The sequence below is a fragment of the Brevibacillus sp. genome, assembly GCF_003521185.1.
In the GTDB taxonomy this organism is placed as follows: domain Bacteria; phylum Bacillota; class Bacilli; order Brevibacillales; family Brevibacillaceae; genus Brevibacillus; species Brevibacillus parabrevis.
Genome location: NZ_DOTK01000078.1, coordinates 83806 through 97795 on the forward strand (window position 1 = coordinate 83806; position 13990 = coordinate 97795).

The 13990-nt window shown below is 49.5% G+C and carries 11 protein-coding genes; all 11 read right to left on the reverse strand.

Annotation, left to right across the window (positions count from 1 at the left end; translation table 11 throughout):
- Positions 1–1643 precede the first annotated feature (1643 nt).
- The 11 genes from DEP07_RS23070 to DEP07_RS23120 all read right to left on the reverse strand — a co-directional run bounded on the left by DEP07_RS23070 (position 1644) and on the right by DEP07_RS23120 (position 13186).
- Complete coding sequence (locus DEP07_RS23070) at positions 1644–2198, reverse strand: response regulator (protein WP_287103069.1); 555 nt, start codon at positions 2196–2198, stop codon at positions 1644–1646.
- A 68-nt stretch (positions 2199–2266) separates the two neighbouring features.
- On the reverse strand, positions 2267–2647 hold the full coding sequence (locus DEP07_RS23075) for a hypothetical protein (protein WP_173597694.1): 381 nt from the start codon (positions 2645–2647) through the stop codon (positions 2267–2269).
- Positions 2648–2654: 7 nt separating this feature from the next.
- Complete coding sequence (locus tag DEP07_RS23080) at positions 2655–2954, reverse strand: bacterial transcriptional activator domain-containing protein (RefSeq protein WP_256436909.1); 300 nt, start codon at positions 2952–2954, stop codon at positions 2655–2657.
- 135 nt (positions 2955–3089) lie between these two features.
- A complete protein-coding gene (locus DEP07_RS23085; RefSeq protein ID WP_122963701.1) occupies positions 3090–3863 on the reverse strand; it encodes a HipA family kinase in 774 nt (257 codons plus the stop codon).
- Between the two features lie 188 nt (positions 3864–4051).
- Positions 4052–4525 carry an ASCH domain-containing protein gene (locus DEP07_RS23090; protein WP_173597696.1) on the reverse strand — a complete coding sequence of 158 codons (474 nt, stop codon included), beginning with the start codon at positions 4523–4525 and terminating at the stop codon, positions 4052–4054.
- A gap of 459 nt (positions 4526–4984) precedes the next feature.
- Positions 4985–5320 (reverse strand): cupin domain-containing protein, encoded by a 336-nt coding sequence (locus tag DEP07_RS23095; protein WP_173599421.1) that lies wholly within the window; start codon positions 5318–5320, stop codon positions 4985–4987.
- Positions 5308–7077, reverse strand: a complete 1770-nt coding sequence (locus tag DEP07_RS23100) for a hydantoinase B/oxoprolinase family protein (protein ID WP_281869386.1) — start codon at positions 7075–7077, stop codon at positions 5308–5310. The genes DEP07_RS23095 and DEP07_RS23100 overlap by 13 nt, the downstream gene beginning before the upstream one ends.
- A 4-nt stretch (positions 7078–7081) precedes the next feature.
- A complete protein-coding gene (locus DEP07_RS23105; RefSeq protein ID WP_280649105.1) occupies positions 7082–9124 on the reverse strand; it encodes a hydantoinase/oxoprolinase family protein in 2043 nt (680 codons plus the stop codon).
- 38 nt (positions 9125–9162) lie between these two features.
- Positions 9163–10503: an MFS transporter gene (locus DEP07_RS23110; RefSeq protein WP_122963696.1), complete on the reverse strand. Its 1341-nt coding sequence runs from the start codon at positions 10501–10503 to the stop codon at positions 9163–9165.
- 43 nt (positions 10504–10546) lie between these two features.
- Positions 10547–11296: an aspartate/glutamate racemase family protein gene (locus DEP07_RS23115; RefSeq protein ID WP_287103071.1), complete on the reverse strand. Its 750-nt coding sequence runs from the start codon at positions 11294–11296 to the stop codon at positions 10547–10549.
- Positions 11297–11506: 210 nt separating this feature from the next.
- Positions 11507–13186, reverse strand: a complete 1680-nt coding sequence (locus DEP07_RS23120) for a PucR family transcriptional regulator (RefSeq protein WP_287103073.1) — start codon at positions 13184–13186, stop codon at positions 11507–11509.
- Between the last annotated feature and the right edge of the window lie 804 nt (positions 13187–13990).

The window sequence follows — 13990 nt, forward strand, 5'->3', positions numbered from 1 at the left end:
TGCGAGTAAGAATGTCGCTGACCAATAAGCAGTTATTTTTCCCCAGGGCTGAATTTCTACACTCGCGATTGTTCTGGCACTGATCAGCTGGTCCATCTGTCTCCCCTCTCATCCATATTTCCAATGAGGCTTATTCAGGTTGTGAGCTTTGCAAATGGTTTTTTCTTATTGGACACCTTTTAGTGTCTGTTTTAATAATAAGACACCATTTAGTGTCCTGTCAACAGGAGCTTTTTTTCTGCATAAGTCTGAAAGTCAGTGCGTGGGGAGAATTTGTCCCCTGAACACATGCTAAAAAGCCTCGTCGCGTTAATGCCGAAGCTATCTATGTCCGCTAGCTCAAATCCTCGGGAAAATTGTATACTTGCTACCCAATCTATATACTTGAACGGATGTTAGGATGCTGACAAGGAGATAGGTGCATCTTGCGGGATTGTGGGTCTCCCCAACATAGGGAAATCGACAAATACACGCTCTCCCTTCGGCTGTGACTTATGACTCGCTATACGTTTGCTCTTTCGTCATTTGCTTCCCATATAGCAAATGCGCCATAACCTAAAAACTCGCGCACCTCAAGAAGTTAGCGCCTGTAACGCTCAGATCACTCATGAAAATCGCTCCTGTTCGTCTTTGTGTAAACTTCAGCCATTGGCAAACGCCAACTCAACACAGCTTCGGCAAACGCAAAACATCTGAGAAGATGAACAAGCCAACTGAGCCATCCCCGAAAATGAATGTCGCGTCTTAGCGCACGCGGCAATGCCCCCTTTATTTTTCCTTAGTGTGCGCATCTTCATGCAATGCTGTTCTCTCCCTCGTTAACAAATTGTCTGGTTTGTCGAACATAAACAATGTAAATTCAGACATATGAGTTGTACGATAATATTGCCCGTTGTTCATTTTCTTTCTGATCCGTTGATGAAACGCCGTGTGCGATGAAAGTCGCCCGCACGGTGTAGGCTCGCTATAAAACCAAGATAGATAGAGGAATAAAGCGAGAATAGCGGACCAGTATTAACAGCAAGTATTGCCTCCCCTCTTACCGGAATCGGTGGAAGTACTGTAACTGTCACTGCACTTGATCCAAATTCCAATCCTCTCCCAAATTATGCGTTTGTGATCGATATTCATGTGTTACGCAATAACTCGGCTACGCCTGAAAGCTATGCCATTGCCGGAGTGATCCGGACGTCTACTCAATCAAACGTTCCTCTTCCTCCAACAAATGCTAACGGAATAACTACATTTGACATTATTTTCATGTCCCAAATAGATAGTGGAGACGGAGTGAGCGTTCAGGTCAAGTCCGCTTTTAACCATAGATTCCTGCGGGCTGCCCTTGTTAACACGAGATGAGCTGCATGATTATTCCAAGCACAAATCCGAGTTTCTGTTTTCTGATGCAAAACAACTGACAGGCAGACTTTTATGCAGCGCCCCTGAACTGAACTTGCCATCAATCGCAAGAAAGAGAGTGCTTTTTAAGTGATTTCCTTACCTCGGAACGGAAATCCATTCGATGAAACCACATGTTATCGCTCGTATGAAAGACAGTGCAAAAAAAGTGGATAATCCGCATTCACTGTTGAATCGGATTATCCACCAATTGCTCCCCAAGCTTGGGTCTATTTTTCTATCTTAATCTACCTGTCCGCGATCGCCTCCACGCCATCCGCCTGCTTCATCGCTGTATGCGGCAGAACATCCGTATAACTCAGCGCAACAATACTATTCAAGACGTTGTACAAAAAATGCGGCTTGATTTGCGATTGCAAAAACGCAACCTCCAGATCGACCGCCTTGGCGAGCGACTCCTTCATCGCCAGCAGGCTGCCGATTCTTGCCTTCAGCTCCGCCAGTTCGAATGGCTTCGGCAGGAAGTCGTTCGCCCCCGCCTCGAACGCCGCTACCTTGTCTTGAGGTTGAATCGCAGCCGTCACCATCAGCACGGGAAGCTCCAGCAGCGTGTACGTTTTGCGAATCTCCTGGCACACTTCGTACCCCGACATGCCCGGCATCATCAGGTCGAGAATGACAAGATCTATCTTATGCCGCTGGCTGATTTGTTCCAGCGCCTCATAACCGTTTTTGACGGCAATGACATTATAGCCAAAAGGCTCCAGCGGCGCATCGAACAGATAGGGAATGTTTTGCGCTTCGATTCCTGTGCCTGTGTCCTGAACCGAAATTTCAATCATGCCGTCCGTCTGTCGCCGCTGCCGTTACGGCAATACTGCCGCCCTCGTATGCTTGACCGCGTTGTCGATCAGATTGCCGATGTTTTCAAACCGTAAACCGCTGCCGTATCGCCGACTTTGATCCGCAGACGGTATGTTGCCATGCCCAAAGTATTCATCTGATCCGACCACGAGCCCGGCACTTCGATCCGCCCCGGCAAACGATTGTTTTCATTCGCGGGGGAGGATGTGAAATCTTCATGGAAGAGGAGCTTGTCCGGGTAAAACTCCCATTCTCCGTCCAACGGAACGATGCCTTTGTCTGCAAACCGCCATGCGGTCAAATCCAGCAGCCCGTTCTCCACCCTTGGCGTCTGCTTCCCGTCCAGCGAGAACCAAACGAGAAACATGCCGTATGTTGCGGCCAATATGACCAGCGTGACCAGCGCCGCTGCAATCGTTTTTCTCATCGTCCGCTCATCCCTGGTGTCTCATTTGTTGATACAATCTTACCGTCTCCTCTTCCATCGCGACCCCCAGCTCATCGCGAATGACCCGCTCCAACTGCCAATAAACGCGCAGCGCCTCATTGCGGTTGCCCGCTTCCAGATGCAATTTGATGAGCTCGCGGCCATCCGTCTCCGACTCCGGTGCAATCGCCAAAATGCGCTGCAAGCTGCCCGCCGCGAGTACCGCATTGCCGCCCATTCGAAAGAGCCTGTACATGCGGCGAAGTGCACGGATGTATTGGCTACATTTCTGATTTCCTCGACACAAATGGTCCTACTCCTTGCTTTCGTCGGTTTCGCCTTCGTTCCCTGCAAATCGTTTCCGTCCCAACAAAAGCGGTAAAATGGGGCACGTCTCCTGCTTGGTAAACTCCCTCGCGCCACCCCATTCTTGCCGAGTTGCTTACTCCGCAATCGCTTTCTTATGCCGCATGCACCAAGCCACGACCATCTCGCGTAATTTCTTTTGACGGTAGAGCAGCATTTCTACTACCATTTCTTTTTCGAGTTTTGGCAATACGTTTTCCGGTACTGTCTCCACAATGTCTCGTATCATGTGTTCAGGGATTTTCTCAATTTTATCCACATGCGGCAAAAGCTGGCGAAAGGTGCGAATATAGGCGCGCAAGCCTCTTGGATAGTGGAAATTGTATTTGCTTACATTCAGCCAGTAATCCGCGCTCCAATGGATTTTTCTCCACGTAACTCCCCCTAAAACCGCGCTGCCGTGGTCGATCAAATAAAAATCATAGTGCTTCCCTTTGGGGAAAACAATCAGATTTCCCCCGTGCCGATCAATGTTGCAAATCCATATATCAAAAACAAATGTAAGTAACAGTTGTTCGGGATTGTGCAAATGTTTAACGGGCGAACCGCCTGTTTTTTTGGTTAGCTGGAACCAGTTGAAATGGGCGGCCATCGGCTTAGCAATGGAGACGATCCCTTGCTTTCCCTCAACAACCGTTAGTTCTACAGTCGCTACGTTTAGCTCCAGGAGCTTGGCTAGATGATAAGCAATCAGCTCGTTTGCAATCACATTGCCCCACTTCGCGTTTTTCTTGCAAGGAAATTTGAAGTATCCTCGTTGAATTTTGCCGTTCACAGATCGCCAGACGGACCAGACTGTGCCGAATCTGCGCGAAAATCTGCGGTGAGTCCTCCACTTGTTTGTGCTCATCCCTCCACCCCCTTGTACAATTTATGTAGGACAGGCAAGGCGAGGAACGGCATATATAATGACTGGCCGAACTCATTTATTTGTCAGTTTCTCGGTGTTTCGGATGAACTCTCATTTGTCGAGGAAGTCACGCTCCTGCTGCCTGTGCGCTAGTCTCCCCATCTGCTTCGCTCGTCATTTTAGGACAATCATTCATTATCCGTTTTCTCGTTATGGTATTTGTCACAATCCCAATTCCACAATCCTTGCCGTCCGTTCACCGGCACCGGAGCGATCGGCTTTACGTCAACCATCTGCCAGGCAAACCTTCCGCGAGCAAACCAACCGAAGCTGAGTTCATTGCCTTCTATCGGTATCGCCGCATCATCTGCGTCACGCCAGGCGGCAACTTCGCCTGTTCCAGGATCGATACTGATTTGCAGGCAATCTTCAAGCTTTGCGGTCGCAACCACCGCGCCTGTCGGCAAATTATCTGCCGAGTAGCCATGTTTGGAAAGGACCGACCGTATTGGCTCCCTGTAGCACGCCTCCTTGTCCACCTTTTTGGCCGCGTGAATCGCGAGAGGGCCGCGGTATTTCGTGGCCCACCCCCGGGTTTCAAAGCGTTTCTCGCCAAGAGCGATCAATGTTGCCCAAGGCTGGTGGATCGTGATTGTCTTCATGCCGTTTCCTCCTGTGAAATCCTCGAATCTTTCTACCGAAGTCCCTTCTTAATGTAAGGACAATTTGTCGCGACATTAAGGAGGAGATTATTCATGCTGAAAAAGGGGTATTGTTGCGTTCCATTCAAATTTATTTATCAGTATAAAACAAACAAACCGCCCTGTGGACGGTCTACATTATATGGCACTTTAGCAAATTGAAATTGGATAAATCGACTCACGAAGGATAACAGATCGCTCCAAAGATCGGAATCGAAAATGTGTTTATGCAGCAACGTAGTCTCGTTGAAGGCAAGGCGAATGGCTGTATCAACATACTAGCGATCTAGACTTGTTCGAATGAGATAAGATTAGCCCCCTTTTATGAAAAGAGGGCACTCATCCAGTCACACAAACCTATGCTCCATTCACTGCGACATTGAGATAACCAAGTCTAGCATCCTCTCCGTATCCATGCCACTATCGTTTTACAAGCACCCAGACGATTTCGCAATCTTCGCTCCCGTCGTTGTATGCCCAGTGGGCCTCGCCAGCAGGAATAAGAGACGCATCATTTGCTGACATCCGATATTCACCTTCTTCCGTACCGGCAAGAATCGTTCCTTTTACGACGATTGAATACTCGTCCTGCGCATGACTCCCCGAACCGCTTAAAGGAATACGCGCACCAGGCGGAACGACGACGACACCGAAAGTAGCTTTTCCGTTCTCTACCTGCTCTTCGGTAAACAATATTTTCAGGGTTACACCTGGGCGATCTTCCGGCTGAATCGCATTGGCATTTACAATGAGCATTGCTGTTCCCCCTGTTCAAAAGACTGACGCAGCGGTGTCACCCCTTCTACACGATACGTTGCCTTGTCCAGCTCTACTCCGTACAAGTCTCTTGCTTGTTCTACGGAAATATAGCCATTTTTGGCATCCAGGACGACCTTCTCTATCGGACGTTCCAGCGGATTGCCGTATCCTCCGCCTGTTGCGGTAACAAGGCGCACGACATCTCCTTTATTAAGCGGAAAGCGTGCATATTTGCCAAATGGACCAACCACTTCGCCATTGGCTTTGACGATCTCAAATTCATTGCGGGAGCCGTCATGCCCCCCGTTAAAGCCCCATGGCAAATATTTGTGACGGCCAAAGGTTGCCGTGATCGTCTGACCATCAGACATCGCGCGGTACGAGCGGATAGCTCCTGAACCGCCGCGATATTTACCGGCACCAGCCCCATCCGTACGCAGGCTGTACTCCTCAACCATGATGCCATAACGTGTCTCGGCTACTTCGACCGGCACGTTGTACGTTTCCCCATCGCCGATGCAAAACTGTCCGGCCATCCCGTCCAGTCCGTCTCCTGCGCCCCATCCTCCGACTGAAGGCTCAACCACAAGGAACGGTTCGTTCGTATCCGGATGGATGCCGGATAGCACCACCCCGCACACCGAAAGCAGATGCCCCGCATTCAACCGATGGGGAACGACCGGTGCCAGTGCCTTCCAGACGAGATCCGCTCCATACATCATGGTTTCCCAGTAGGTTGATACGGCTGCCGGGCGTTCCGCTGAGAAAATGGAACGGTCATCGATAAGAATGTGGAGCGGGCGGAAAACGCCATCGTTTACATCCTGAGACGGGTTGGTCACCGCAAGAAAAATGACGCGAACGGCGGAAACCAAGGCGGTATAGGAGCAATTGACTGGACCCAGCACTTGCGGATGACTACCGCGGAAATCGCAAATAAACTCGTCATCGGTAATCGTGACCTTCACCTGTACCTTGAATGGACCGTTTCCAACTCCGTCATCATCAATAAAATCTACGGCTTCATACGTGCCCTTAGGCAGCTTGGCAATTTCTTTTACCGCCAACTGTTCGCCATGTCTTAACAAATGGTCAATGGCATCCTTCACTACCGCTTTTCCATGCTTATCGCACAATTCGCGAAAGCGCTTCTCTCCTGTTCGCAATGCTGCTACCTGCGCCCACATATCACCAAGCGAGAGATCGGGAAAGCGGACATTTGCTGCAATGATATCAACCAACGGCTGATTCAGCTTGCCTGCTTCAAATAGTTTGACGCAAGGAAATTGCAAACCTTCCTGAAAAATCTCCGTGGAGTCGGTCGTCCAGGAACCCGGGTCTTTTCCGCCTACTTCGGTCCAGTGGGCTTTGTTGGCCGAAAAGGCAATCAGCTCGCCCTCGTAAAAGATTGGCAGCACAAGACCTACATCAGACAAGTGGGAACCTCCTCCACCGTAAGGATCATTTATGATGATGATATCCCCCGGCTTTAGCTCCCCATGCTCGGAAAACTTTTTCAAAGTTTCCTTCACCATAAAGGTCAGCATCCCGATAAATCCGGTCACACCGTTGCCTTGCGTCAGAAGTTGACCTTTTGCATCTGTCAAGCCGCTGGCGAAGTCGAGCACCTCGTAAATAATCGGACTCATCGACGTGCGCGCCAATGTATGAAACATTTCTTCCCCAATGGCGATCAGGGAATCTTTCACAATCTCAAGCGTAAACTGGTCATGTTTCAACGTTGTCTCACTCATCTGACTACACCCCCGTAGTAATGATTAGATTGCCATATTCATCAACAATGAGATGCTGTCCAGGATAAATGACCGTTGAAGAAGAAGGTTCCTCGACAATTGCCGGACCCTTCACCGCGCTTCCGGCATTCAGCAGCTCGCGGTCGTAGACTGTCGTGTCAATCCATCCATACTCTTCGAACAGAACCGGACGCACTTCTTTGCGCGCTTCCTCGCTATTGTCCCCTTGTCTTCCCAGACTGGCTATCCGTGGTTTTTGCACCGTGCCGAACGCCGTTAGATGGAGGTTTACAATCTCCGTCGGTGCATGCTCCAGTTTGAACGTGTAATGCTGCTCGTGCAGGTCATGGAAGCGATAAATCACTTCCTCAATCGCTTTTGCATCCATCAGTCCATTTGGCACGGGAACCTTGACAGCATGCTCCTGTCCGACGTAACGGATGTCCGCATAGCGTACGAACAGTACTTGATCCGCTGCAATTCCTTCGCGCTCGTATTGGTCGGTCGCTTCTTTTTCCAGTTGGCTCCATTCGCGATTCAGTTCTTCCTGATTCAGTCCGTTCATTCGGCGAATATACGTCTGGATGTAGTCGTGCCGCAAGTCAGTCATCAGCATGCCCCATGCGGAGAAGACCGAAGCCGCAATCGGGATGATGACTTTTTTCACACCCAATTCCTTGGCCAATGCCAGCGCATGCATCGGTCCTCCCCCTCCGAATGCAACCAGGGAAAACTCCCGCGGGTCGTAACCCTTGCGAATGGAAATGAGCTTCAGCGCATTCAGCATGTTGGAGTTGGCAATGCGGATAATTCCCAGTGCCGCCTCTTCCACGGAGATGCCGAAGTGCTTTGCGATCTTTTCGTCGATCGCTTGCTTGACCGCTTCCATATTTACCTCGTTTTGAAAATTGGCAGGCGATAACCGCCCTGTAACCAAATTGGCATCGGTTGTAGTCGGACTTTCACCGCCACGCCCATAGGCGACCGGCCCTGGCAACGCCCCGGCCGACTGTGGCCCCACCTTTAATGAGCCGGCACCGTCGATCCAGGCAATAGAACCTCCGCCATTCCCGATCTCCACGATATCAACCACTGGTACTTTAATCGGATATCCGGCATTTCGTTCATCTTTCTCAATCCGGTATTCGGTCGTAACCTTTACTTCCCCTTTGTCAATCAGGGAGCATTTGGCCGTCGTCCCTCCGATATCAAAAGCAATGATGTTTTCTTCCCCAAGAATTTGCCCTAAGATGGCTGAGCCAAAAATCCCGGCTACTGGCCCCGACTCGACCATGTTGATCGGCGTTTCTTTTGACTGCTCAAAAGTAGTCGTGCCAGAGTTGGACTGCATGATATATTTGTTGCCGTCAAGCCCGATGTCGTGAAGATGGTTACTCAACTTGTCGATGTAGGACTTGGCAATCGGCTTGACATAAGAGTTCAGCACTGCCGTACTGGTCCGCTCGTACTCGCGCCATTCCTTGGTCACCTCATGCGAAGCCGTCACGGCTACCTCCGGCCAAATTTCCCTGATCGCTTCCACCGCCAGCTTTTCATGAATGGGGTTGGCGTAGGCATGCAGGAATGAGACCGCAATAGCCTCGACTCCCTCCGCTCGCAGTTGCTCGACAGTGGCCTTCACCTCTTCCACCGCCAATTCGGCCATGACTTCCCCCTTATAGTTGATCCGCTCGCTGACCTCCTTCCTCAGAAAGCGCGCAACAAACGGAGTCGGCTTCTGATAACGAACATTGAACAAATCGGGACGGTTGCCTCGGGCAATTTCCAACACATCGCGGAACCCTTTTGTCGTGATTAACCCGGTCTTTACTCCCTTGCGCTCCGTCAATGCGTTGATAATTACCGTCGTTCCGTGGATAAAGGTCGCGATTTCCAAAGGATCAATCCCAGCCTTTTGAATCACTTGGATAACCCCTTGCTCAAAATGGGGCGGTGTTGTATCGCTTTTAGCGGTACCGATTTTACCGTGCTCATCTAGGTACACCAGGTCAGTAAACGTTCCTCCAATATCTGTAGCTACACGCATAGGAACCACCCTTCTAGGAGTAATGGAATGTTACAGCATTAATGCAAAATCTCGCCTTCCGTTTCCTTCAGGAAAAGCGAAGCCACAAATGTAACGACAAGAAAAGCGGAGATAAAGGAAACCGTAGTCAAAAAGCTGCTGTTGATCGCCAGCATGGCTCCGATTACACTTGGTGCAATCGCGTTGGCTACACGCTGGCCGGTCATCCCTACAGAATAGCTGACACCGCGGACCTCTGTCGGATACAGCTCAGCCATCCATGTATCCCATACTCCCCACGCCCCCAAGCTGAAGAACGAAAGGGCAAAATTCCAGATGTACATTTCCTGCAAAGTATTTGCGTTGGCAAATCCAAACCCGCTGATCGCTGCAAAAAAGACGAACAGCGCCATTACTTTTTTGCGCCCATATTTGCCCGTCAAATACGAGGAAACCATGTAACCGGGAAACATGAAGAGGGCGGATATAGCCATAAAGCCCATTCCTTCCGGCGCACTCAATCCTTTTTTCGCCAAAAGTGCCGGCATCCAGGAGGACAGTCCCCAATATCCCCAGGAAAAACTAAAGTTGATGACGAGCTGCAAAATTGTCGAACGCCGGAATTGCCCGCTAAAAATCTCCAGGAAAGAACCTGTTTTCACATTCTCCACAGCAAGCTCGACGCTGTTGATCTCTTTTTGCATCGTGCCTTTGGAAAGTTTGTCAATAACCTCCTTCGCCTCCGAATGGCGCCCTTTTCCGGCCAACCAGTACGGCGACTCAGGTACAAACGCAGCGATTGCCAGAAACCACAAACCGGCAAGCGAACTGACGCCAATAATCCAGCGCCAGCCCAGCTCCATAAAGAGGTAGGTCGTGCCAATGGCAAGCAAATAGCCTACTGGCCATCCAGAAGCCAGATACACCGCAGCCTTCCCACGCACCTTCATGGGGAGCAGCTCCTCGAAGTAGGGGAACGTTGCCACCAAAACCCCAGAGAGCGCCACACCGGACAAGAAGCGGGTCCACCACAGCATTTCGTAGGTGAGTGAGAATGCACTAATAAGCGAAATGATTCCATAGAGGCCAAAACTGATAATCATTGATTGCTTGCGGCCGATTTTATCAACGAGCTTTCCCCATAGCAGGCATCCCGGGATCATCCCGAGATAAATGGAGCCGATAAGCGATCCGATTTGAGTGCCGTCCAGTTGAAACTCGCCGCCAATTGAAGCGCTTGCCAGAATGACAATCATCATTTCCCACGATTCAATCACAAAGGAGAAAAAAAGCACCAATCCCGCTTGCCAATGCTGACTGGTAACCGGCATGTTTTCAAACAGCGCCCCAACGGGTACTGATCGCTTTTGCAGTACCTCCACTCCGCTTTCTGCTCTCATAAATGGCCCCCCTTATCTCTTCTCACAGCCGCTAACTTTGTTTTTAAAACAGCTTCCAGCAGGCCACTTCTTCATCAGGCGGCGACTGGTAGCCATCCAGCTTGCTGTGGCTCCAACCGAATTTTTGGTTGAGCTCTATCAAAAATTCGGCGTATTTAAAAGGTGCAAGGCTTGCGTCAATAACCGGAACCCCCAGCTCCTCCTGAATTTCCCGATAAAAGCCAAATTCAATCGTGCATCCCAGCACAAGCACATTGGCTCCATCCTTCTCGACAGCCTCTCGCGCCGCCTCACGCATCCGCTGCATCGTCACCTGATGATCTTTCTGAAAATCGTGCACGCCCATATCGAGTGACTTGAAAGAAGCCAATTTGTCGGCAAAGCCATATTTATGGACGTTCTCTCTCATCTCCGGTATCCACTTGCGCCGCCCGACAATGATCGAGATACTCTCGCCCAATGTCGACGCAATATGCAAGCTGGCTTCTGCCGGAGCCGTGACGACCATTTTTTTCGAAATCTCTCGGGCCGCCCTCAAGACAGGATCGTAGAAGCAGCCGATAATTGCCGCATCGTAGCCGTCTTCTTCGGCTTTTTTAATCACGCGGAGGATTTCCGGCATCAGCATCACTTCGTAGCAGTTGTACTCCAGATGAGTCGGTCCAGGACCCGGGGTCAAGGAAACCACATCCACAATCGTCCCCGCCTGCTTGATCCTGTCAAACTCGCTCTTGAAAATGGTGTTGAACAAATCAGTAGTGACCGGATTGATCCACAAAATTCTTTTCTCCATGCGAATGCCCCCTCATCGGTTTTGGTTTTTCCCAATCTTGTGTGTCCATCATGCAGCCCACAGCCCCCTATCCTGCATAGCTTTCAATCATACTGCTTGTTTCTGTTCACATTATTTCACACAAAAATAATAATCTTAATATTTAAAACAAACAAAAAACAGCCTGTATCTTTGTCTATCACAGACAAACCGAGCTGCTTCGCGCTTCTATTATGGCAATAGCTTCCTGGCCTTCAGCGCCAGATGGAAATTCAATCTTTCCTCAGGCTTTTTAAAAGGATCAAACCCGAGAATCTCCTTCACTTTTTCAATCCGGTATTTGACCGTATTGGGATGTACGAACAACCGCTTTGCGACATCTGTAAAGATTTCCTTTTCATCCAGATACGCTTCTACCGTCTTTACCAGATCCGTTTGATTTTTGGCATCATATTGATAGAGCTGATCGAGAAGCCCCGCTGTAAACTGGTCTAACAACTTGCCGGATAGTTCCCCCAGAATCCCGAATACCCCCAGCTCATTCACTGCTGTAATACTGCCCGTCCCAAACATTTTGCAGCCGAGCTCAAGGGCTTGCAGCGCTTCCCTGTAGCTTTGGTCCAAGTTCAACGGCGACGGATAAAAACCGCCGATTCCGGCAGATACGCGGGCTTTGCCGCTTCCCGCTTCGATAGCCTCTTTTAACAGGACCGCAAGATTTTTCGCTTCCTGTTGCGAATGTTGCTTGTCAAATTGTCTGTCAAAATGAATGAAAATGACCAACATATCCCCCTTTACCACAAAATTGCATTTGGGAGCATGCTGATTGATCGTTGACCGGACCGCCGCGTGAATGCGGCTTTCCAGTTTCCCCATCTCTTTTTCAAGCCCATCGCTGAAGTCAAAACGCATGACCAGCACCATATGTTTTTTCACCAGGTTAAGTCCGACCGCTCTCGCCCTCTCGTACAAATCCTCTTCTCTAACATATTTCCCTTCGAACATTTCCGTCAAAAAGTCGCTTCGCATGCGTCTTTTCGCCTCGGTAATCGCCCGCTGCTTGGCAATCTCCAGAGCGACCGCAGTAGAAGCGTGCGAGATGGCAATGAAATCAAGCTCTTGTAAGAAAGCCCCCATCTCTAAGGTAAAAATGTATCCCAGAGGATCGCTTATCACTCCGGCAGGCATAACGATCAGCCGTACAGACCGCCCCTCTATCTCAAACAAGCTGGAGTGAAACGCCATCTCCAGCGCAGAATCGTGGGTCCAGTTTCCAGCTTTATCAAACTGAATCCGCTCCGACATTTCTGTCATAAGCAAACACTTTTTTAAAAACGAATGTTCTTCCGCTTCTTTTGACCCTAAAGCCAAAATTTCGAACATATCGTCGGTAATCATGACTGGCTGCTTGATTAATCCGGTCAGCGTCTTGGCAATCGCATTCACATCGCCGCCATGCAGTATGACGCGGGTCATCTCCCGGTTAATCTCTTCCGATTGTTTCAACAACTGTGATTGCCGATTCAGGATCGTCCCTAACACGGCAGAAAAAACCGTAGCATAAGGCATCGCAGGAGGCAACAAAATGACAGGAAGGCCGGAAATATTCGCTGCCTCCACGATCGCCTTCTGCATGATCTTGTCAGCAATCATCGGATGAATCCCCAGAGCTGCTGCCCCGTTTTCAGCAAGCTTTTTAATCGTATTCACTTGCGCCTCCAGATCATCTTTCAAGCTGTGAAAGGTGGTCAGCACAAGCTCGCCTCCCAAAACCAAATGCTCCACTTCGGTTATGGGCATTTCCAAAACATTTACCTGATTGATGATCCTGTCCAAACCATCGAAACCGGCGATAACACGTAAACTTTGCAGCGCGTCCAACCGCAGCATCTCCTGCACCGTAATCCCCATTTTCGATCCTCCTCTCGGCCTAACCTTCCTAGAAGTAGATAAGACACGTTTCCTGATTCGTTGATTAGACGAGCTTTACAAGATCATACTGGTTCGTAAGAGAGAGTTGCGGATATTATTGTTTTTTCTAGCTCGTTCATTTTTGTTTGGCTTCGTTCATGTATTTGTAAGTCTGGTCGGGAAAGTCTTAATTGCGAATAGTCGCATTTATTATACCATTTTGTATTTGGATTGACTTTTGGTAGTGGTAGTGGCAGTGCCTTGGGCAGTCTGGGCATTTCGCTTGGGTTTCTGGATGAATATCCGAATACTACACTGGAAAACATCCGTACGATGATTAACTCGAGTTATGGAATGGCTTCTGTCCTTCTACGACCAACGAGGGCAACACAGCAGGGAGAACCGTACTCGCCTTTTTTGCAAATTGAACCTGCAATGGCTTATCAATACGGTTTACCATTGCTACTTGTGATTGAGGACGGGTTTCCGGCAGGCGGCATTTGGGGAGGGGCTGGTCAGCTCGCTCCATTTACTCCCATCGTTTGGTTGTTTCTGGTTCTGTATTGGTAGATGATTTTTTTAAAAGTCCCCAGTGGAAATCCGCTCTGAAAAACTGGGCCGGACAAGTTAGAAGCGGGTACTTTATACAGACAGGACCCGCATTTCAGTATCGCTGTGATGACTGAAAATTGAGTCAGTTCATGCATAACGAGACTTCGCTGTCAACGCAAAAAAGCCACCTCTGCAGGTGGCTTTTTTTATGTAGGTGGAGGCGGGTCGTGGCAGTTCAAATCCACAATTGGT

Excerpts from the sequence above, each read along its gene's own strand:
- DEP07_RS23070 (WP_287103069.1), bottom strand. The coding sequence starts at position 2,198 with ATGATTGAAATTTCGGTTCAGGACACAGGCACAGGAATCGAAGCGCAA.
- DEP07_RS23075 (WP_173597694.1), bottom strand. The coding sequence starts at position 2,647 with ATGAGAAAAACGATTGCAGCGGCGCTGGTCACGCTGGTCATATTGGCC.
- DEP07_RS23085 (WP_122963701.1), bottom strand. The coding sequence starts at position 3,863 with ATGAGCACAAACAAGTGGAGGACTCACCGCAGATTTTCGCGCAGATTC.
- DEP07_RS23090 (WP_173597696.1), bottom strand. The coding sequence starts at position 4,525 with ATGAAGACAATCACGATCCACCAGCCTTGGGCAACATTGATCGCTCTT.
- DEP07_RS23095 (WP_173599421.1), bottom strand. The coding sequence starts at position 5,320 with ATGCTCATTGTAAATGCCAATGCGATTCAGCCGGAAGATCGCCCAGGT.
- DEP07_RS23100 (WP_281869386.1), bottom strand. The coding sequence starts at position 7,077 with ATGAGTGAGACAACGTTGAAACATGACCAGTTTACGCTTGAGATTGTG.
- DEP07_RS23105 (WP_280649105.1), bottom strand. The coding sequence starts at position 9,124 with ATGCGTGTAGCTACAGATATTGGAGGAACGTTTACTGACCTGGTGTAC.
- DEP07_RS23110 (WP_122963696.1), bottom strand. The coding sequence starts at position 10,503 with ATGAGAGCAGAAAGCGGAGTGGAGGTACTGCAAAAGCGATCAGTACCC.
- DEP07_RS23115 (WP_287103071.1), bottom strand. The coding sequence starts at position 11,296 with ATGGAGAAAAGAATTTTGTGGATCAATCCGGTCACTACTGATTTGTTC.
- DEP07_RS23120 (WP_287103073.1), bottom strand. The coding sequence starts at position 13,186 with ATGGGGATTACGGTGCAGGAGATGCTGCGGTTGGACGCGCTGCAAAGT.